Origin of the sequence: Dechloromonas sp. H13 (assembly GCF_009469615.1) — a bacterium.
Classification (GTDB): Bacteria; Pseudomonadota; Gammaproteobacteria; order Burkholderiales; family Rhodocyclaceae; genus Azonexus.
The window spans coordinates 342,293-362,433 of record NZ_SSXX01000002.1 but is presented as its reverse complement, the minus strand read 5'-3'; the positions used below and the strand labels follow the sequence as shown (position 1 = coordinate 362,433).

14 protein-coding genes are annotated in these 20,141 nt (G+C 67.1%); 5 read left to right on the top strand and 9 right to left on the bottom strand.

What is annotated here, in order from left to right; translation table 11 throughout:
• Position 1: 1 nt before the first annotated feature.
• The 7 genes from GH660_RS06275 to katG form a co-directional block, all read right to left on the bottom strand.
• Positions 2 to 1,732: a ShlB/FhaC/HecB family hemolysin secretion/activation protein gene (locus tag GH660_RS06275; protein WP_153145798.1), complete on the bottom strand. Its 1,731-nt coding sequence runs from the start codon at positions 1,730 to 1,732 to the stop codon at positions 2 to 4.
• Between the two features lie 182 nt (positions 1,733 to 1,914).
• Positions 1,915 to 2,445 (bottom strand): chorismate lyase, encoded by a 531-nt coding sequence (locus GH660_RS06270; RefSeq protein ID WP_153145797.1) that lies wholly within the window; start codon positions 2,443 to 2,445, stop codon positions 1,915 to 1,917.
• The gene (locus GH660_RS06265) at positions 2,445 to 2,885 is read right to left on the bottom strand and encodes a DUF192 domain-containing protein (protein ID WP_153145796.1); all 441 of its coding nucleotides are present in this window, start codon (positions 2,883 to 2,885) and stop codon (positions 2,445 to 2,447) included. Before GH660_RS06265 ends, GH660_RS06270 begins: the two co-directional genes overlap by 1 nt.
• A complete protein-coding gene (locus tag GH660_RS06260; protein WP_153145795.1) occupies positions 2,878 to 3,453 on the bottom strand; it encodes a pseudouridine synthase in 576 nt (191 codons plus the stop codon). The genes GH660_RS06265 and GH660_RS06260 overlap by 8 nt, the downstream gene beginning before the upstream one ends.
• Before the next feature lie 73 nt (positions 3,454 to 3,526).
• The gene (locus GH660_RS06255; protein ID WP_153145794.1) at positions 3,527 to 4,771 is read right to left on the bottom strand and encodes a nucleoside recognition domain-containing protein; all 1,245 of its coding nucleotides are present in this window, start codon (positions 4,769 to 4,771) and stop codon (positions 3,527 to 3,529) included.
• 103 nt (positions 4,772 to 4,874) lie between these two features.
• Positions 4,875 to 5,585 carry a L,D-transpeptidase gene (locus tag GH660_RS06250; protein WP_153145793.1) on the bottom strand — a complete coding sequence of 237 codons (711 nt, stop codon included), beginning with the start codon at positions 5,583 to 5,585 and terminating at the stop codon, positions 4,875 to 4,877.
• Between the two features lie 158 nt (positions 5,586 to 5,743).
• Positions 5,744 to 7,954 carry a catalase/peroxidase HPI gene (katG, locus tag GH660_RS06245; RefSeq protein WP_153145792.1) on the bottom strand — a complete coding sequence of 737 codons (2,211 nt, stop codon included), beginning with the start codon at positions 7,952 to 7,954 and terminating at the stop codon, positions 5,744 to 5,746.
• A gap of 283 nt (positions 7,955 to 8,237) precedes the next feature.
• Between katG and GH660_RS06240 the strand changes: the two genes are divergently transcribed.
• Positions 8,238 to 9,392 carry an iron-containing alcohol dehydrogenase gene (locus GH660_RS06240; protein WP_153145791.1) on the top strand — a complete coding sequence of 385 codons (1,155 nt, stop codon included), beginning with the start codon at positions 8,238 to 8,240 and terminating at the stop codon, positions 9,390 to 9,392.
• Positions 9,393 to 9,539: 147 nt separating this feature from the next.
• Here the strand turns inward: GH660_RS06240 and GH660_RS06235 are convergent, their stop codons facing one another.
• Positions 9,540 to 11,060 (bottom strand): nitrite reductase, encoded by a 1,521-nt coding sequence (locus GH660_RS06235; protein WP_228276411.1) that lies wholly within the window; start codon positions 11,058 to 11,060, stop codon positions 9,540 to 9,542.
• A gap of 56 nt (positions 11,061 to 11,116) precedes the next feature.
• Positions 11,117 to 12,256 carry a heme d1 biosynthesis radical SAM protein NirJ gene (nirJ, locus tag GH660_RS06230; RefSeq protein ID WP_153145789.1) on the bottom strand — a complete coding sequence of 380 codons (1,140 nt, stop codon included), beginning with the start codon at positions 12,254 to 12,256 and terminating at the stop codon, positions 11,117 to 11,119.
• A gap of 128 nt (positions 12,257 to 12,384) precedes the next feature.
• On the opposite strand from nirJ, the gene GH660_RS06225 reads away from it, so the two are divergent.
• The 4 genes from GH660_RS06225 (at position 12,385) to cphA (GH660_RS06210) (ending at position 20,136) form a co-directional block, all read left to right on the top strand.
• Positions 12,385 to 14,679, top strand: a complete 2,295-nt coding sequence (locus GH660_RS06225) for an ABC transporter ATP-binding protein (RefSeq protein WP_153145788.1) — start codon at positions 12,385 to 12,387, stop codon at positions 14,677 to 14,679.
• Positions 14,680 to 14,688: 9 nt separating this feature from the next.
• Entirely contained in the window at positions 14,689 to 15,159 is a 471-nt protein-coding gene (locus GH660_RS06220; protein WP_153145787.1) for a DUF1854 domain-containing protein, read from the top strand.
• Positions 15,160 to 15,293: 134 nt separating this feature from the next.
• Positions 15,294 to 17,549: a cyanophycin synthetase gene (gene cphA, locus GH660_RS06215; protein WP_153145786.1), complete on the top strand. Its 2,256-nt coding sequence runs from the start codon at positions 15,294 to 15,296 to the stop codon at positions 17,547 to 17,549.
• Between the two features lie 16 nt (positions 17,550 to 17,565).
• Positions 17,566 to 20,136, top strand: a complete 2,571-nt coding sequence (cphA, locus tag GH660_RS06210; protein WP_153145785.1) for a cyanophycin synthetase — start codon at positions 17,566 to 17,568, stop codon at positions 20,134 to 20,136.
• Positions 20,137 to 20,141: the final 5 nt, after the last annotated feature.

The window sequence follows — 20,141 nt, the reverse complement described above, 5'->3', positions numbered from 1 at the left end:
ATCAGAAGGCCCATTCCGCGCCGACCCAGCCGCGCGTGTTGTTGCTCTTTCCGTCGGCATTGTTGCCGCTGGCCGAGGCGCCCGGGTTGTCACCGATTGCCGTGGCGACATAGGCAGTCAGGGAGACGCTGCGCGGCAGCGCCCAGTTGAGGCCAAGGCCGGCGCCGGACAGCGAGTAGTGATTGCGGATGCCGGGATCGGCCCGCCCGCCGCGCAGATCGTCGACGATCCACACCGCGCCGCTGTCGGCGAAGACACGGAATGACGCCTTGCCCGGGATGGCGGCGGCGGTCAGCGGGAACACCCAGTCGAGGCGGGCCAGCCAGGCGTTGTCGCCGGCCGCTTCGCCTTCCGGATAGGCGCGCACGCCGTTGAAGCCGCCGAGCAGGAATTTCTCGGAGGAATCGAGGTTGCGGCTGGCGCTCTGCCCGGACAGGCGCAGGTTGAGGAAACTCCAGCCGGTGACTGGATGGAGGAACTCCCCCTGCCCCCACAGCTTGCCGTAGCCTCCCGCGGTGTCGACCGTCGCCGCGTTGGCCCGGACGAAATCCGCCGGTCCCTTGAGCTGGACGTCGCCGCCGGTCAGCGCCAGCCGGTAGCGTACCTGCCCGGCGGCAGCCGCCGCGGCGCCGTCGAGCGAGAGAACGGCGACATTGATCCGCTTGTCGTCGAGATCACCGCCCGTCCAGGTGTCGGTCAGGCGTTTGCGTTCGAGGCTAAGGCCGACGTAGTGCACCGCGTTCTGCCGCAGCACGAGGGGATAGCGCGCCTGGATGCCGGCGACCGCGGCGTCGCCGGCGCGGTCGAGAGCGGCGAACTGGCAGCAGAGATCGTAGCGGTAGTAGGCGGCGCTTGCGCCGAGGGTCAACCCGTCGTAGCCGACCGGCACCTGATAGGAACCGAAGACGGCGGTCGCCCCGGTGGAATAGGCGAGCCAGAGATTGCCGCGGTCACCGATGCCGAGCGGGCTGTTGAGGGCCAGCGAGGCGGTGGCCCGACCCTGGCCGGTAAACCGGTTGCCGTAGTTGTCGGCGCCGAGCGACCCGCCGACCAGCGGACCGGCGGGGGTGTCGACCTGCAGATGGGAGGTGCCGATGGTGGCGCCCGGCTGCAGCAGGGCGGATGCCGGCGCACCGGCCTTTTGCTCGAGGAGGATGAGACTGCGCTCGAGCGCGGCCTGCTCGACGGGTTGCCCGGCAACGACGCCCTGGGCGGCGAGCGTCCGGCCCGCCACATCGGCGCCGAGTCGCTCGGACCCGGCGGCATCCACCCGGTCAAAGCGCCCTTCCAGCACGGCGATGCGGACGACGCCGCCGACGATCTCCTGCGGCGGCACGTAGGCGCGTGCCAGGAAATAACCGCGCTCCCGGTAGAGCGCGGTGATGCGCCCCGCCCCCAGGCGCAGGTCGTTGAGCGTGGCGTCGCGTCCGACCAGTTCGGCAAGCTGTGCCTCGACCTCGGCCGGCGGCAGCAGGCTGACGCCCTCGATCACGAAGCGGGACACCTTGACGGAACCCTGCGCCATGTCGCCCGCCGGCTTCTCGTCCGCCGGCAGCGGCAATGCCGACGCCGGCAGGGTCGGCCCCTCGACCGGCGGCGCAAAAATATTCAGCAGCGTGCCGGCGTTGGGATGGAATGCCGGCGGCGTCTGCGACCAGGCGGCCGGGGTGGTTGCGGCCAGCATCAGGGCCGCCACGGTCCGGAAGCGAAAAAGGGGAAGATCAGCGAACATTCTTGTAGTCCGGGGGCCGGTCGGCGCGCATGGCGAACGAACCTTGTTTCAATTTATGAAGAATACCGTGCAACCATATGAATGCAATGAAATAACTCACGGATGCACACCCCTCGGGCCGGCTTTCGGCGCTCGCGCAACGGATTACCGCCGCCGGAAACCACTTCCGGCGTCGACCGGCGTCAGCGCAGGCGGGTAATCGCCGGCAGGAAGACCTCGGTCACCAGCACGCGCTGGGCGCGGAGGCGATGCAGCGAGCGCCGCGCCCACAGGTGGTCGCCAACTTCGGCGACGGCGGCGGCCCGCTGGTAGAGCGGATGGCGACGGTCGAGCCGCAGGTACTCGATCGCTTCGCGCCGGAACCCGGGATGGGCGAACAGCAGCGAGCCGAGCGAACGGCTGCCGAGGCGGCTCATCCAGCGCGTCAGGCGGCCGCTGGTTGCGGTCGACAGCGTGGTATGGGCAAAAATGACCGGGCGCCCGTCGCATTCGAGCAGGACTTCGCGCACCCACGCCGGTTCGCGTCCGCGCCGGCCGCCGGCGGACTCGTCGGCCAGCGGCCGGCCCTTGCCGTAGCGCAGCAGGCACACGCGGAAGCTGGCGCTGGCACGCTGGCAGCGGGCAGTCAGCGAGCCCGGCTCGGTCAGCCAGGAACGGAGCAGCGGATCGCGCAGGCCACCGGCCAGGCGGGTCCGCCATTTGCTGCGCTTCATCACTGCGGACGCGGCGCCTTCTCGATGCCTTTCAGCTTCATCCCCGGCTTGATGCCGCGCTGGGCGAACCAGTCGAGGTTCATTTCCAGCGCGTAACGCGCCGGCACCTTGGCACAATGGTTGTCCTCGGTCTGCGGCTGCATGTTCTCGATGTTGATGATGACACCATCGGCATCGATGAAGGCGACGGAGAGCGGGATCAGCGTGTTGCGCATCCACATGCAGTGCGTGTTTTCCTGCGGGAAGACGAAGAGCATGCCGCGTTGCGGCGGCATCGCCTTGCGGTTCATCAGGCCGACCTGGCGGTTCTGGTCGGTGGCGGCGACCTCGGCCTCGATGCGGTGGAAACCGGCGTTCAGCTCGAGTACCGGCATTGCATTCTGGGCCCCGGCGGCCGCGCTCAGGGTCAGCCCGCAGAGGGCGGCGACAATCTTATTCATTGAATTTTCCTTGCAAATCCTTGTAACTGCCGTCGATCTGCCGCCATTGCCCCGGCGCCAGACCATCCAGCGTCGCCGACCCGACGGCGGCGCGAACCAGGCGGAGCGTAGGATAACCGATGGCCGCCGTCATCCGCCTGACCTGGCGGTTCTTGCCCTCCGCGATGCGGATTTCCAGCCACGACGTCGGGATCGCCGCGCGGTAACGGATCGGCGGGTCGCGCGGCCAGAGGTCGGCCGGTTCGTCGATGCGCCGCACCCTGGCCGGCTGCGCGGTGAAGTCGGCGAGTGCGATGCCGGCGCGCAGACGGTCAAGCGCCGCCTCGTCGGGCGTCCCCTCGACCTGCGCCCAGTAGGTCTTCTCCAGCTTGTGCCGCGGATCGGCGATCTTCGCCTGCAGCTTGCCGTCGTCGGTCAAAATCAACAGCCCCTCGCTGTCGGCGTCGAGGCGGCCGGCGACATAGATGTCCTTGACCGGAATGAACTCGGCCAGCGCCCGCCACTTGCCTTCCGGCGTGAACTGGCTGAGGACGCCGTAGGGCTTGTTGAAGAAGACGATCCTGGACACGCGACGGGCCGGCAACGGAAAACCGTGATTTTCGCCTATTTTTGCCCGTCGACCGCAGCAGCCCTGCCGTTTTTCAGTGATAGAAGGCGTAGCCGATCAGGATCGCGCCGACCAGCCCGACGGCGTCGGCGATCAGGCCGCCGGCCACGGCGTAGCGGGTCTTGGTGATATTGACGCTGCCGAAATAGACGGCCAGCACGTAGAAGGTCGTCTCGGTCGACCCCTGGATGATCGCAGCCAGCTTGCCCTGGAAGGAATCGACGCCGTAGGTCGTCATCACGTCCACCATCAGGCCGCGCGCGCCGCTGCCGGAAAGCGTCTTCATCAGCCCGACCGGCAGCGCCGGCACGAAATCGTCGTTGAGGCCGAGCGCCAGCACGCCGGCGCGGATGGCGCCGATCACGTAATCCATGCAGCCCGTGGTGCGGAAGACCGAGATCGCCACCAGCATGGCGATCAGGTAGGGAATGATCTGTACGGCGACGCCGAAGCCTTCCTTGGCGCCCTCGACGAAGCTTTCATAGACATCGATCCCGCGCCACGCCGCGACGGCGACGAAGAGCACGATGATCGACACGATGATGCCGCTGCCGAGGAGGCCGATCATCTGCGCCATCTGCTCGGGCGGCATGCCGGCCAGCCAGAAATACAGCCCGCCCATCAGCGCCGCGAAGCCGGCAAAGAAGGCGAGCACCGGCCGGCAGAACAGGTTGATGCGCTGCCAGACCGCCACCGCAACCAGCCCGGCGCAGAACGACACGAAGGTGCCGAGCAGCGTCGGCAGGAAGATGTCGGCGGCGTTGAAGCCGACCAGCCCCTGCTTCAAGGCGATGCTCTGGCGGATGGCGATCACCGAGGTCGGAATCAGCGTGATGCCGGCCGTGTTGAGCACCAGGAACATGATCATCGGATTGCTCGCCGTGTCCTTGTGCGGGTTGATTTCCTGCAGCTCGCGCATCGCCTTGAGGCCGAGCGGCGTCGCCGCGTTGTCGAGGCCGAGGATGTTGGCGCTGACGTTCATCACGATGCTGCCGCTCGCCGGATGGCCGGGCGGAATGTCGGGAAAGACGCGGCGGAAGAACGGCGCCAGTGCCCGCCCGAACAACTGGATCAGCCCGCCGCGCTCGCCGATCTTCATCACCCCCAGCCACAGGCTCATAATGCCGACCAGCCCGAGGGCGATCTCGAAGCCGGTTTTCGCCGTGTCGAACAGGCCGTTGAGGACGCGGGTGAACACCGCCAGGTCGCCCTGCAGCGTCTGGACGAGCGCCGCGACGAAGCCGACGAGGATGAAGGCGGTCCAGATTCGATTGAGCACGGGCAGGGACGGGATGGCTGAAAGGCCGTCAGTCTATCGGCGCCGCCGGCAACTGTCACCGCGACGGCATGTCGCCCGGCACGCCACACGGCGCACCGACCGGCTACGGGATGAACGGCGGCAACGCCCAGTCCGCGCGCTTGCGCTCGTATTCCGCCTGCGGCAGTTGCACCAGCAGCGGTGCCGCCGCTCCGTCCAGCCATCCGGCAAGGTCGCTCATGGCGGCGCGGGACATCGCCGTGCACCCCGCGGTCGGTGCCCCTGCGCATTCCCAGACGTGCAGGAAGATGCACGACCCGGCGCCCGGCAGCGGCGGATCGGCGTTGTGGGCGACGACGGCGCCGATCGCGTAACGGCCGTCGGCGCGCAGCATGTCCTCGCACGATGTCCAGTCGGGCTGCGCCAGCGAGGACAGGTCGACGATCCGGTTGTAATGCGCGGACGCCGGGTCGTCGACGGCCTTGAGCGCGGCGCTGGCCGCCAGGTAGGGCAGTTTCGCGGTGCGTGCCAGCGGGCTGTCGGCATCGCCGAACAACGCCGTGATCGCGAAAACACCGGCCGGCGAGCGACCGTCGCCCTCGCGCTTCAGCGGCCCGGCCCCGGCGACCGGCGGATGCAGGCCCCGCCCCCACGCCAGCCCAGCGCGCCCCAGGCTGACCGCCAGCGCGTCGCCGACGGGTTGCCAGCCACCGTCGACGCCGGCGCGGGCGAAGCGCCGCAAGCGCCCGGCGCGGCTCTCCCAGTGCGCCGCGACGACGACCAGCAACTGGCGGGATGCCGCCGTGAGTGGTCGGGATGGTTGCGCAGAAGACATGACCCCGATTTTGGCCGATTTTTGCCGTCGACCGCAGCAGATCCGATCGGCGAACCGGAAATGGCCGCCGGCAACCCAATGAAGCAGGGGCAGTCCGGAATCTCCGGCACTGCCCCTGATCTTCCCGTTGCCGGCGCACCCGGGCGCCGGCCCGGCCCTTACTTCAGATCGAAGCGGTCGAGGTTCATCACCTTGTTCCAGGCCGCGACAAAGTCACGCACGAACTTCTCCTTGCCGTCGTCCTGCGCATAGACCTCGGCCAGGGCGCGCAGCTGCGAGTTGGAGCCGAAGATCAGGTCGACGCGGGTGCCGGTCCACCGGAGCTCGCCCGTCTTGCGGTCGCGCCCTTCGAAGGTGTCGCCGGCCTCCGACGTGGGCGACCATACCGTACCCATGTCGAGCAGGTTGACGAAGAAGTCGTTGGTGAGCGTCTGCGGCCGTTTCGTAAACACGCCGTGCGGCGAGCCGCCCGTGTTGGCGCCGAGCACGCGCAGGCCGCCGACGAGGACTGTCATTTCCGGCGCGCTCAGCGTCAGGAGCTGCGCCTTGTCGACCAGCATTTCCTCGGCCGACACGGAGTAGGCCGCCTTCCGGTAGTTGCGGAAACCGTCGGCTTCCGGCTCCATCACGGCGAAGGACGCGGCGTCGGTCTGTTCCGGCGAAGCATCGGTGCGACCCGGCGTGAAGGGCACCGTCACCGCGTGTCCGGCAGCCTGGGCCGCCGCGGCGACCGCCGCGCAACCAGCCAGCACGATGAGGTCGGCCAGCGACACTTTTTTTCCGCCGCTCTGCGCGTCGTTGAATGCCTTCCGGATGCCTTCGAGCGTCGTCAGCACCTTGCCCAGTTGCGCCGGCTGGTTGGCTGCCCAGTCCTTCTGCGGCGCCAGGCGGATGCGCGCGCCGTTCGCGCCGCCGCGCATGTCGGAGCCGCGGAAGGTCGAGGCCGAGGCCCAGGCGGTCGTCACCAGTTCGGCGATCGACAGGCCGGAAGCAAGGATCTTCGCCTTCAGGTCGGCGATGTCGGCAGCGTCGATCAGCGGGTGATCGACAGGCGGCACCGGATCCTGCCAGATCAGGTCTTCGGCCGGGACTTCCGGGCCGAGGTAGCGGGCCTTGGGCCCCATGTCGCGGTGGGTGAGCTTGAACCAGGCACGGGCGAAGGCGTCGGCGAAGGCCGCCGGGTCCTTGTGGAAGCGGCGTGCGATCGGCTCGTAGATCGGATCGAAGCGCAGCGACAGATCGGCCGTGGTCATCATCGGCGGGTGCTTCTTCGCCGGGTTGTGCGCGTCGGGAATCATGTCCTCGGGCCTGACGTCCTTCGCCACCCACTGATTGGCGCCGGCCGGGCTCTTGGTGAGTTCCCATTCGTAGCCGAACAGGGTGTCGAAGTAGCCGTTGTCCCAAGTCGTGGGGTTGCGCTTCCAGGCGCCTTCGATGCCGCTGGTGGTAGTGAATTCGCCCTTGCCGGTGCCGAGCTTGTTGATCCAGCCGAGGCCCTGCGCCTCGATCGGCGCGGCTTCCGGTTCGGGACCGACCAGCGCCGGATCGCCGGCGCCGTGCGCCTTGCCGAAGGTGTGGCCGCCGGCGGTGAGGGCGACGGTTTCCTCGTCACCCATCGCCATGCGGGCGAAGGTTTCGCGCACGTCGCGGCCCGAGGCGACCGGATCGGGGTTGCCGTCCGGACCTTCGGGATTGACGTAGATCAGGCCCATCTGCACCGCGGCCAGGGGGTTTTCCAGTTGGCGGTCGCCGGAGTAGCGGCTGTTCGGCTTGTCGCTGGTCGCCAGCCATTCCTTCTCGGCGCCCCAGTAGATGTCCTCTTCGGGCTGGTAGATGTCGGCGCGGCCGCCGCCGAAACCGAAGGTCTTGAAGCCCATCGACTCCAGCGCGCAGTTGCCGGCCAAGATCATCAGGTCGGCCCACGAGATCCTGTTGCCGTATTTCTGCTTGATCGGCCACAGCAGGCGGCGCGCCTTGTCCAGGTTGCCGTTGTCGGGCCAGCTGTTGACCGGTGCGAAACGCTGGTTGCCGGTACCGCCGCCACCCCGGCCATCGGCCGTGCGGTAGGTGCCGGCGCTGTGCCAGGCCATGCGGATGAAGAGACCGCCGTAGTGGCCCCAGTCGGCCGGCCACCACTCCTGCGAGTCGGTCATCAGCTCATACAAATCCTTCTTCAGCGCGGCGAAATCGAGTTTTTTGAATTCCTCGGCGTAGTCGAAACCCGCGTCCATCGGGTTGGACGCCGGGGCGTGCTGGTGCAGGATGTTGAGGTTCAGCTGGTTCGGCCACCAGTCCCGGTTCGACCGGATGCCGACCGTGGTTTTTCCACCGTGCATGCCGGCAAATGGGCACTTTTCTTCGTTGCTCATGAGTCTCTCCATTTCTTTTTGGTTGAACGGGGGTTATTCACTACGCAGCTTAGTCAACTAGTGTTTCAGTTTCTATTGAGTTGGTGCTATAGCGACGATACATTGGCGCTATCGCGCTACGGCTGGCGTATCGCGCCTGTGCTATTGGCTGCCCCAACGCCTAAACTTGAGATCGCGAAAGCATGACGCGCAGCAACGGCGCCCGGAAGCATCCGAAACGGCAGCGGCGAAGCCGGACGATGTGACTTTCCCGTGCCGCCCAGTCGCCAAGGAGGAGCCGACCATGTCTTACCTGTTTGAATTCAGCTACCACAACCCGACGCAGATCGTCTTTGGGCCGAACAGCTTTGCCAGGCTGGGCGACCTCGTACCGTCGGACACCAAGGTGCTGCTGCTCTACGGCGGCGGCTCGATCAAGCGCAACGGCGTTTACGACCAGGTGACGGAGGCGCTCGCCGGGCGCGCGGTCGTCGAATTCGCCGGTGTCGAGCCCAACCCGACGCTCGAAACCCTGACGGCTGCGGTCGACCTCGCAAAAGTGCAAAAAATCGGTTTCATCCTCGGCGTCGGCGGCGGCTCGGTGGCCGATGGCGCCAAGTACGTCGCCTGCGCGGCGCTGTACGACGGCGACGGCTGGGATATCGTGAGCGGCAGGTTCCATCCTCGGCAGGCGCTGCCGGTCGGCATCGTGCTGACCTTGCCGGCCACCGGCTCGGAATCAAACGTCGGCGCCGTCGTCACGCGCAAGTCGACGCTGGAAAAGCGCGTCTTCTACGTTCCGCCAGCCCGCCCGCGCTTCGCCATCCTCAATCCCGAGGTGATGTCCAGCCTGCCGGACCGCCAGCTGGAGAACGGCATCGTGGACGCCTTCGTCCACGTCTGCGAGCAATACCTGACCTACCCGGTCGGCGCGCTGGTCCAGGACGGCTACGCCGAAGCCGTCCTGACGACGCTGAAGACGCTGGCCGACACCTTTGAGCGAAGACGCGAGACGACCTGGCAGCAAAACCTGATGTGGGCAGCCAACCAGGCGCTGTGCGGCATCGTCGGCGTCGGCGTGCCGCAGGACTGGATCACCCACCGCATCGCCGTCGAGCTGACCGCCCTGTGGAACATCGATCACGGCCGCACGCTTTCGATCATCCAGCCGGCCCTGCTGCGCGAACTGATCGAGCCCAAGCGCGCCAAGCTGGAACAGATGGGGAGCAAGGTCTTCGGCCTCGACCAGCCGGGCGCCGAAGCCACCATCGCCGCGATCGAGGCTTTCTATCGCAGCCTGCGCATGCCGACGCACCTCCGGGAGGCCGGGATCGTCGAGGCCGATGCCGCCGACCGCGTCTTCGCCGCCGTCCTGGCGCACGGCAATGCCGCGCTCGGCACCCACGCCGGGGTCGACGCGGCGACGACCGAACGCATCATCCGTGCCGCCTGTAGCTGACCGGGCGGGTCGCCGCCGGTAGCAAACCGGCCGTTCGTTGCCGGTCATCGACCACGACGGGCGGGCATGCTGCGCCCGGAGGTGGCCGCGGTAATCAGCGCACCGTTGCGGTGGACGCCGGTTTTCGCCCCGAAACCGGATGAGCCCTCAGTGGCTCGTCCCCTCCGACTTGCTGATCTTGTTCCACACGTTGTACTTGCCGACCGGCTTCTTCATCGGCAGGCGCTTCACTTCCCTGAGCGTCGCGGCATCGTAGACGATCAGCGCGCCGTCCATTTCCCACAGGCTGGCCAGCACGTACTTGCCATCCTTCGTGAACTCGACGTGGGCGAAGGTCTTGCCCGGTTCCGGCTTGAGTTCGGCGACGACTTCGAGCTTGTCCTTGTCGATGATCTGCATGGTGTCCTTGAACTCCTTGCTCATCATCGAATCGGTCCATGCGTAGCGACTGTTCTCGTGGCTGCGCATGAAGAAGCCGGGGCCGCGCGTTTTAATCTGCTTGACCGTCTTCCAGGTCTGCATGTCGATGATGCTGATCAGCCCCTCGTTGAGGTTGGGCGTTGCCATGACCGTCTTGTCGCCCCATTTCCAGCTGATGCCCGATCCGAGGTGCGGCATGCCGGGCAGTTCGAGGTCGGCGATCTTCTTGCGCGCGTCGAGATTGACCACCTGGCCGCTGACGGCGCTCTTCGAATCGTTGCGCGAGGCGCCCATCACCTCATCGTAGCCCTGGGTGAAATAGAAGTCGTCGAGGTAGTCGTCGAGCTGGCTGCGCTGCGGGTTGAGGAAACCGGGGACGAAAGCACCCTCCTTGTACTTGAAGTCGTGGATCATGCCGGCCGGCAGGTCGGGCGCGCTGGGATTGTACGAGACCTCCCAGACCTCCTTGACGTCCTTCAGCGCGGCGACGAAGCTCTGGCGCGGCGCGGCGTCGTAGACCGCCGAAACGCGCGACGAGACCTTGCCGTCCTTGTCGGCCACCGGCAGGATCTTCTTCAGATTGAGATCGGCGTCGAGGATGACCAGGCTGTGCGGCAGGTAGTTGGCCACGGCGACCCACTTGCCGTCGCCCGACACTGCGGCGTTGCGGGTGTTGATGCCGGCGCGCACTTCGGCGACCACCTTGAGGTTCCACAGGTCGTACTTGGTGATCCAGCCGTCGCGCGAGGCGAAAAATACATAGCGCCCGTCCGGCGTGAATTTCGGCCCGCCGTGCAGGGCGAAGCGGGTCGGGAAGCGGTGAATCGGCTCCAGCTTGTCGCCGTCGAGGATGGACACGTGGTGGTCGCCGCTTTCGACGACGACGAACAGGTTGAGGGGATCGGCGGCGAACTGCGGCTTGCCGGGCAGGCTGCCGGGCGCGAAATTGACGATGCGCGAAGCCCTGATCTCGGCTTCTCCCCAGACCGGCATCGGCTTGATCGGCGTGTAGGCGAAGTCGACCAGCGCCTTGATCTCGTCGGCCGACAGCTTGTCGCCGAAGCCAAGCATCTGCGTCGCCGGGCGGCCCTCGCGGATGACTTTTTCGGCTTCCGGCTTGCGCAGGCGGGCGAGGTTTTCCGGCAGCAGCGCCGGGCCGATGCCGCCGAGGCGCTCGGCGCCGTGGCAGGCGGCGCAATGCTGCTTGTAATTGGCGGCAACGTCCGCCGCCTCGGCCAGCTGCGCCATGCCGAACAGGAAGTAGGCGGCGAAGCCGGCCGGGACCAGGATTTTCCAGCTCAGGTTCATAGCCCGATTTCCTCGTCGGAAAGATAGCAGCCCGGGTCTTCGGCCCAGGCGTCGCCGGTCATCTGCTGCGCGCGGACGCGCGTGTTGCCGTTGCAGATCGCCAGGTAGGCGCAGGCGCCGCAGCGCCCCTTGACCGCCCGCGGGTGCTGCTTGAGGCCGGCCATCAGCGCATCCGACGTATCCGGCCAGATCTGCGAGAACGGCCGGTCTTTCACATTCCCCAGGTTGTGGTGCCACCACATGGTGTCCGGGTGCACGTTGCCGAGATTGTCGATATTGGCGACATTGACGCCCGACGAATTGCCGCCCCACTGGCGCAGCTTGGCCTCGACATGGGCGGCCGAATCGGGGAAGCGGCGGCGGACCCAGTACAGGAAATAGACGCCGTCGGCGTCGTTGTTGCCGGTGGTGAATTCCTTCTCCAGCCCGCGCTGGTTGTAGTCCCAGCAGGTGTCGAAGAGGAGGTCCATCGCCCGCCGCGTCAGCTGGTGCTGGGCGTCGTCCTTGCGATTCTTGTTGCCACGCCCGGCGTAGTTGAGGTGCGAGAAATAGAAGCGGTCGATGCCCTCGTCCTCGACCAGCTTCAGCAGGCCGGGCAGATCGTGCGCGTTGTCCTGCGTCATCGTGAAGCGAACGCCGATCTTCAGGCCGAGGTCGCGGCACAGGCGGATGCCCTTCAGCGACGCCTCGAAAGCGCCGTCCAGGCGGCGGAACTTGTCGTGTGTCTCGCGGATGCCGTCGAGCGAGACGCCGACGTAATTGAAATCGCACTCGGCGATGCGGTCGATGTTGCGCTCGTCGATCAGCGTGCCGTTCGACGACAACCCGACGTAGAAGCCCTGGCTCTTGGCCCGCTTGGCGATGTCGTAGATGTCCGGGCGCAAAAGCGGCTCGCCGCCGGACAGGATCAGCACCGGCACCTTGAAGCCCTTGAGGTCGTCCATCACCGTGTAGACCTGCCCGGTGGTCAGCTCGCCGGGAAAGTTGGTGTCGGCGGAAATCGAGTAGCAATGCTTGCAGGTCAGGTTGCAGCGCCGGATCAGGTTCCAGATCACCACCGGGCCGGGCGGGTTGCGCTTCGGGCCGAGCGGTGTCGGGGCGGCGATTTCCTGCATGTACTGGGAGATGCGAAACATGGATTTCCTTGCTGAAGGCTACGCCGTATTCAACGGCAGCGCGGGCGGCGACTCCTTGACGTGCGTCAACCGCCGGGAAAATGGGGCGTTAGGCAGGCATTCGAAGCCTTGCGCGGTATACTCGCCAAATGTCCCCCACTGCACAAATTAACGCCGCTACCGAGCCGGCGCTCCCCGGCCACTGGGCCGCCGCAGTCGAGCCGCAATTGGTGCCCGGCGAGACGACCCAGGCCTGGGTGGAAACCGACCTCGACGGCCGATTGCAATACGCCAGCGGCTTGGTCGTTGTTACGGACCGGCGCGTGCTGGCGCGCGCGCCGGGCGAGGAAACATGGCAGGCCTGGCCGCTGCGCGCCGGGCTGGCGCTCAACCATGTCGACCACGCCGGTGTCGGCGCGCTGGAACTGATCGACGAGCAGGGCCGGCTGGCCTGCTGGCGCTACACGCTAGGCCGCAACCTCGCCGCGCTGAGCGTCATCGCCGAATTCGACCTGCACCGCGACAGCATAGCCGCCGGCCGGCCCGTATTGCGGTCGACGGTGGAAATCTGCCCGAAATGCAAGGCGCCGCTGCCGCCGGGCGAGGACGAATGCCCGATCTGCACGCGCGAAGCCACCGTCGCCCCGTCCACGTGGACGCTGTTCCGCCTGTGGCGTTTCGCCCGGCCCTACCGCTGGCAGCTTTTCCTCGGCTTCGCACTGACGCTGGCGTCGACGGCCGCGACGCTGGTCCCGCCCTACCTGACCATGCCGCTGATGGACGACGTGCTGATCCCCTTCCAGAACGGCAAGCCAATCGACTGGCAACTGGTCTCGATGTACCTCGGCGGCCTGCTCGGCGCCGCCATGCTGGCCTGGGTACTGGGCTGGATCCGCACCTACATCCTGTCGCTGGTTTCCGAACGCATCGGCCGCGACCTGCGCACCACCACCTACGAGCACCTGCTCGGCCTGTCGCTCGAATACTTCGGCGGCAAGCGCACCGGCGATCTGATGGCGCGCATCGGCAACGAGACCGACCGCATCAACATCTTCCTCTCCCTTGACCTGCTCAACTTCGCCACCGACGTGCTGATGATCACGATGACCGCCGTCATCCTGTTCACCATCAACCCGTGGCTGGCGCTGGTGACGCTGCTGCCGCTGCCGGTCATCGGCTGGCTGATCCACTTCGTCCGCGAAAAGCTGCGCACCGGTTTCGAGAAGATCGACCGCGTCTGGGCCGAGGTGACCAACGTGCTGGCCGACACCATCCCGGGTATCCGTGTCGTCAAGGCCTTCGCCCAGGAAAAGCGCGAGGGCGACCGCTTCCGCGCCGCCAACGAGCACAACCTGGCGATGAACGACAAGCTGAACAAGACCTGGTCGGTGTTCACCCCGACCGTGACGCTGCTCACCGAAGTCGGGCTGCTCGTGGTCTGGATCTTCGGCATCTGGCAGATCGCCAAGGGCGACTCCACCGTCGGCACGCTGACCGCCTTCCTCGCCTACATCGGCCGCTTCTACACCCGCCTCGATTCGATGAGCCGCATCGTCTCGGCAGTCCAGCGCGCCGCATCGTCGACCAAGCGCATCTTCGACATTCTCGACCACGTTTCGAGCGTGCCGGAGCCGGCCAACCCGGTGCACCTGTCCGGCGTCACCGGCCGCCTCGAACTGAAGAAGGCCAGCTTCCGCTACGGCACCCGCTCCGTCACCAAGGACGTCGACCTGGTCATCCAGCCCGGCGAGATGATCGGCCTGGTCGGCCATTCGGGTTCCGGCAAGTCGACGCTGGTCAACCTGATCTGCCGCTTCTACGACGTTTCCGAAGGCCAGGTGCTGATCGACGGCGTCGACGTCCGCTCGGTGCCGGTCGCCGAATTCCGCCAGCACATCGGTCTCGTGCTGCAGGAACCCTTCCTCTTCTTCGGCACCATTGCCGACAACATCGCCTACGGCAAGCCCAACGCGACGCGCCAGGAGATCATCGCCGCAGCCCGCGCCGCCCATGCCCACGAGTTCATCCTGCGCCTGCCGCACGGCTACGACTCGCTGGTCGGTGAACGCGGCCAGGGCCTGTCCGGCGGCGAGCGCCAGCGCATCTCGATCGCGCGCGCCCTGTTGATCGACCCGCGCATCCTGATCCTCGACGAAGCCACTTCGGCGGTCGACACCGAGACCGAGAAGGAAATCCAGAAAGCCCTCGACAACCTGGTCAAGGGCCGCACGACGATCGCCATCGCCCACCGCCTGTCGACACTGCGCAAGGCCGACCGGCTGGTCGTCATGGATCGCGGCAAGATAGTCGAGATCGGCAACCACGACCAGCTGATGGAAGCCGAAGGCCATTACTTCAAGCTCTACATGGCGCAGGCCCGCAATGTCGACACCGAAGACATGCTGCCGCGCAGCCCCGACCTGCCGAAAACCCACACGGACTGACCGCCCACCATGTCGAACGCCAATTTCCAACTGCAACGCGACAGCTACGGTCGACTGGTCCTGACGGCCCAAAATGGCCAGGTCCACGAAGGCGTGACGCCGGTTCGCGCCTTTCCCATCGCCGCCCCCGACGAAGGCCTGTCGCTGGTCAATTTCGAAGGGCACGAAGTGGCATGGATCGAGAAGCTCGCCGACCTGCCGCCGGCCATCGCGCAGCTGATCGAGGAATACCTGGCCAGCCGCGAGTTCGTGCCGGAGATCAAGCGCATCGTTGGCGTTTCCAGCTTCGCCTGCCCGAGCACCTGGCAGCTCGTCACCGACCGTGGCGCCGCCGAGCTGATCCTCAAGGGCGAGGAAGACATCCGCCGCCTGAGCCAGACCCGCCTGCTGATCGCCGACGCCAACGGCATCCACTTCCTGGTGCGCGACCTGACGACCCTCGACCGCCACAGCCGCAAGCTGCTCGACCGCTTTCTGTAGTGGTCCGCCGTGTAACGGCGCGTACCGGATCGTGACATTTTTGCACCGCGGTCAGCCGCAAATGGCGTGAAACCGTTAATAATGCTGAAATCAAAAATTCATCACCGCCGGCCATCGGAGCCACAGCCAAGAGCATGAAGAAAAAGGACATCATCTTTCGGGACACCATTTCGCTGCGTGGCCCAAGCATCTGGACCTACCCCCCGGCCATCGAAAGCTGGATCGACATCGGGGAACTCGAAGATCTCCCCTCCAACAAGATTCCCGGCCTCTACGAGCGCCTCACCGCCTGGTTGCCGTCGCTGGTCGAGCATCGCTGCAACTACGACGAGCGCGGCGGGTTCCTGCGCCGCCTCGAAGAGGGCACGTGGGCCGGTCACATCCTCGAACACGTCGTTCTCGAACTGATGACCCAGGCCGGGCTGCCCGACGGTTTCGGGCGCACCCGCGAAACGACGACGCGCGGCGTCTACAAGCTGGTGGTCAGCAACTTCCACGAGGAATGCACCCGCCTGGCCCTGGACATCGGCCGCGAACTGCTGCTCGCCGCCATCCACGACGAACCCTTCGATCTCGCCGAGGCGATCAGGCCCTTGCGCCGCAAGGTAGACCGCAAGTACCTCGGCCCGTCGACCGCCGCCATCGTCAATGCCGCCGAGGCGCGCAAGATCCCGCACATCCGCCTGCTCGACGACGGCAACCTCGTCCAGCTCGGCTACGGCGCCGCGATGCGCCGCATCTGGACGGCCGAAACGGACCAGACCAGCGCCATCGCGGAAACCATCTCGCGCGACAAGGACCTGACCAAGGAACTGATCTCCTCGGTCGGCGTGCCGGTTCCGGAAGGCCGCGAGGTCGACGACGCCGACGACGCCTGCGAGGCCGCCGAGGACATCGGCTACCCGGTCGTCGTCAAGCCGACCGACGGCAACCACGGCCGCGGCGTCTTCATCGATCTGAAGAGTGCCGACGACGTGCGCAAGGCCTACGCCATCGCCGTCGAGGAAGGCTCCGGCGTGCTCGTCGAGCGCTCCATCCAGGGCATCGAACACCGCCTGCTGGTCATCGGCGGCAAGCTGGTCGCCGCCAATCGCAGCGACCTGATCACCGTCACGGGTGACGGCAAATCGACCGTGCAGACGCTGATCGACACCCAGATCAATATCGACCCGCGCCGTGGCACGACGGAGCTGCATCCGCTGTCCATCATCCGCATCGACACGGCTGCCCAGATGGAACTGGATCGCCAGAAGCTGACCGCCGACAGCGTGCCGGAAGCTGGCCGCGAAGTGCTGATCCAGCGCAACGCCAACCACGCCTTCGACTGCACCGACGAAGTCCATCCCGACACCGCCGCCGTCGCCTCGCTGGCCGCCCGCGTCGTCGGCCTCGACATCGCCGGCATCGATCTCGTCTGCCAGGACATTTCGCAGCCGCTGGCCAGCCAGGGCGGCGCCATCGTCGAGGTCAACGCCGGCCCCAGCCTGCTGATGCACATCAAGCCGGGCATCGGCAAGCCGCGTCCGGTCGGCCAGGCCATCGTCGACAACCTGTTCGCCGCCGGCCAGTCCGGCCGCGTCCCGCTGGTCGGCGTCAGCGGCACGCACGGCACCAACGCCGTCGCCAAGCTGATCGCCCGCCTGCTCTACCTCTCCGCCCAGTACGTCGGCCTCGCCTGCCGCGACGGCATCTTCCTCGGCCGCCGCCAGGTCCAGAAGACCAGCGCCGCGAACTGGGAAGGCGGCCGTCGCCTGCTGCTCAACCGCGCCGTCGAGGCGGCGGTGATCGAGAACGGCGCCGACGTGATCCTCGGCCAGGGGCTGTCCTACGATCGCTGCGCGGTCGGCGTCATCACCAACATCGTGCCGGCCGACGAGGATCTCGCGCGCTGGGACGTGCAGCCGACCGGCGGCGAGTACTACACGACGCACCGCTCGATCTTCCGCACCCAGGTCGACGTCGTGCTGCCGGACGGCCACGCCGTCCTAAACGCCGAAGACGAACTGGTCGCCGATTTCGCCGAACTGTGCGACGGCGAAGTGATCTTCTTCGCCTGCGATGCCGCCAACCCGGTGCTGGTCGCCCACCTGGCGGCCGGCAAGCGCGGGGTCACCGTGGCCGACAACCGCATCGTCCTGCGTTCGGGCAGCGACGAGATCAGGCTCTGCCGCCTGGTGGACGCCCCCTACATCGGCAAGGCCAAGGCGCCTCCGAAAATCGCCAACGTGCTGGCCGGCGTCGCTGCTGGCTGGGCGCTCGGCCTCAGCCAGGACGTGCTGACGACGGGGGTCAAGACCTTCGGCCTCGCCCTTCCCGACCCGGCCACCCTGCTCGCGCAGCGCGCCAAGAATCCGCAGCCGGCCCGGAAGCCGGCCACCGCCCGGAAATAACAAGGAATCCAGCGTCATGGACGTTTCCCGCATTCGTGCCCTGCGCGGCCCCAACCTGTGGAGCCGGCACACTGCCATCCAGGCCATCGTCTCCTGCGAGGGCGCCGAAGTCGCCATCGCCCACCTGCCCGGCTTCGAAGCCCGCCTACGCGAGCGCTTCCCGGAGCTCGGCGATCTCATCCCTTCCGACCACCTCGACACCGTGTCGATGGCCCACGCGCTCGAATTCGCGGCGCTCGGCCTGCAGGCGCAGGCCGGCTGTCCGGTCACCTTCAGCCGTACGGCGCAGACCGTCGAAACCGGCGTCTATCAGGTGGTCGTCGAATACACCGAGGAAGACGTCGGCCGCCTGGCTTTCGAGCGCGCCGAGCAGCTCTGCCTGTCGGCGCTCGACGACACGCCCTTCGACCTCGAAGGTACGCTCAAGGAACTGCGCGAACTCGACGAGGACATCCGTCTCGGCCCTTCGACCGGCGCCATCGTCTCGGCCGCCGTGGCCCGCGGCATCCCCTTCCGCCGCCTGACGCAGGGCAGCCTCGTCCAGTTCGGCTGGGGCAGCAAGCAGAAGCGCATCCAGGCCGCCGAAACCAGCTTCACCAGTGCCATCGCCGAATCGATTGCGCAGGACAAGGAACTGACCAAGAAACTGCTGCACGCCGCCGGCGTCGCCGTTCCCTACGGCCGTCCGGTCGAGGACGAGGACGATGCCTGGGTTGCAGCACAGGAGGTCGGCCTGCCGGTCGTCGTCAAGCCGCAGGACGGCAATCAGGGCAAAGGCATTTCTGTTAACCTGACGAGCGAGGAACAGGTGCGCCGCGCCTACCGCGTTGCCATCGAGTTCCGCGACGACATCATGGTCGAGAAGTACCTGCCGGGCCACGACTGGCGCCTGCTGGTCATTGGCGACAAGCTGATCGCCGCCGCCCGCCGCGACCCGCCGCTGGTCATCGGCGACGGCAGGCACACCGTCCGCCAACTGGTCGATATCGTCAATAGCGACCCGCGCCGCTCCGACGGTCACGCCACCTCGCTGACCAAGATCCGGTTCGACGAGATCGCGCTGGCCCGCCTGTCCGAGCAGGGCTTCACCGCCGATTCGGTACCGCCGCGCGGCGTGCGCGTCGTGCTGCGCAACAACGCCAACCTGTCGACCGGCGGCACCGCCACCGACGTCACCGACGACGTGCACCCCGAGCTGGCGGCCGCCGCCATCGCCGCGGCGCAGACGGTCGGCCTCGACATCGCCGGCATCGACGTCGTCTGCGACACCATGCACAAACCGCTCGAAGACCAGGGCGGCGGCATCGTCGAGGTCAATGCCGCGCCCGGCCTGCGCATGCACCTCGATCCTTCGTTCGGCAAGGGCCGCGCGGTCGGCGAGGCCATCGTCGGCATGATGTTCCCGGATGGCGACAATGCGCGCATCCCGGTCGTCGCCATCGCCGGCACCAACGGCAAGACGACGACCAGCCGCCTGATCGGCCGCATTTTCGAGGCCAACGGCCAGCGCGTCGGCATGACCAGCACCGATGGCGTTTATATCCAGGGCAAGCAGATCGATAATGGCGATTGCTCCGGCCCGCGCAGTGCCCGCAACGTGCTGATGCACCCCGACGTCGATGCCGCCGTCTTCGAGACCGCGCGCGGCGGCGTGCTGCGAGAGGGTCTCGGCTTCGACATGTGCGACGTCGCCGTCGTCACCAACATCGGCCTCGGCGACCATCTCGGCCTCAACTACATCACCACGGTCGACGAGCTGGCGGTGGTCAAGCGGGTGATCGTCGAGAACGTCGCGCCGACTGGCACCGCCGTGCTCAACGCGGCCGACCCGGTGGTCGCCGCGATGGCCCACCATTGCCAGGGCGACATCATTTTCTTCGCCCGCGACCGGATGAATCCGGTGCTGGCGACGCACCGCGCCCAGGGCCGCCGCGTCGTCCATGTCGAACGCGACGCCATCGTCTGCAGCGAAGGGCGCCGCAAGCACCGCATCCCCTTCGCCGGCATCCCGCTCACCCGCAACGGCACGATCGGCTTCCAGGTCGAGAATGCGATGGCCGCCACGGCGACCGGCTGGGCGCTCGGCCTCTCCTGGGAGAGCATCGAGCGCGCGCTGGCCGGCTTCGTCAGTGACGCCGCGACCGCCCCCGGCCGCTTCAACGTCTTCGACTACCGGGGCGCTACGCTGATCGCCGACTACGGCCACAACCCGGACGCCATCCAGGCGCTGGTCGGCGCCATCGAGAACATGCCGGCGGTGCGCCGCTCGGTGGTCATCAGCGGCGCCGGCGACCGGCGCGACGACGACATCCGCCAGCAGACCGAGATTCTCGGCGAAGCCTTCGACGACGTCATCCTCTACCAGGATGCCTGCCAGCGCGGCCGCGAGGACGGCGAAGTCATCGGCCTGCTGCGCGAAGGTCTGGCCAACGCCAGCCGCACCAAGCACATCGACGCGATCACCGGCGAGTTCATCGCCATCGATACGGCGCTGGCCCGCCTGCGGCCGGGCGACCTGTGCCTGATCCTGATCGACCAGGTCGAGGAAGCCCTCGCCCATATCGCCGGGCGCATCGCCGAAGCCTGACCGGA

Bases quoted from the DNA above. Each gene is read 5' to 3' on its own strand.
- GH660_RS06275 (WP_153145798.1), bottom strand. From the start codon at position 1,732: ATGTTCGCTGATCTTCCCCTTTTTCGCTTCCGGACCGTGGCGGCCCTG.
- GH660_RS06265 (WP_153145796.1), bottom strand. From the start codon at position 2,885: ATGAATAAGATTGTCGCCGCCCTCTGCGGGCTGACCCTGAGCGCGGCC.
- GH660_RS06250 (WP_153145793.1), bottom strand. From the start codon at position 5,585: ATGTCTTCTGCGCAACCATCCCGACCACTCACGGCGGCATCCCGCCAG.
- GH660_RS06270 (WP_153145797.1), bottom strand. From the start codon at position 2,445: ATGAAGCGCAGCAAATGGCGGACCCGCCTGGCCGGTGGCCTGCGCGAT.
- GH660_RS06235 (WP_228276411.1), bottom strand. From the start codon at position 11,060: ATGGCGCAGCTGGCCGAGGCGGCGGACGTTGCCGCCAATTACAAGCAG.
- nirJ (WP_153145789.1), bottom strand. From the start codon at position 12,256: ATGTTTCGCATCTCCCAGTACATGCAGGAAATCGCCGCCCCGACACCG.
- GH660_RS06220 (WP_153145787.1), top strand. From the start codon at position 14,689: ATGTCGAACGCCAATTTCCAACTGCAACGCGACAGCTACGGTCGACTG.
- katG (WP_153145792.1), bottom strand. From the start codon at position 7,954: ATGAGCAACGAAGAAAAGTGCCCATTTGCCGGCATGCACGGTGGAAAA.
- cphA (WP_153145786.1), top strand. From the start codon at position 15,294: ATGAAGAAAAAGGACATCATCTTTCGGGACACCATTTCGCTGCGTGGC.
- GH660_RS06225 (WP_153145788.1), top strand. From the start codon at position 12,385: ATGTCCCCCACTGCACAAATTAACGCCGCTACCGAGCCGGCGCTCCCC.
- GH660_RS06240 (WP_153145791.1), top strand. From the start codon at position 8,238: ATGTCTTACCTGTTTGAATTCAGCTACCACAACCCGACGCAGATCGTC.
- cphA (WP_153145785.1), top strand. From the start codon at position 17,566: ATGGACGTTTCCCGCATTCGTGCCCTGCGCGGCCCCAACCTGTGGAGC.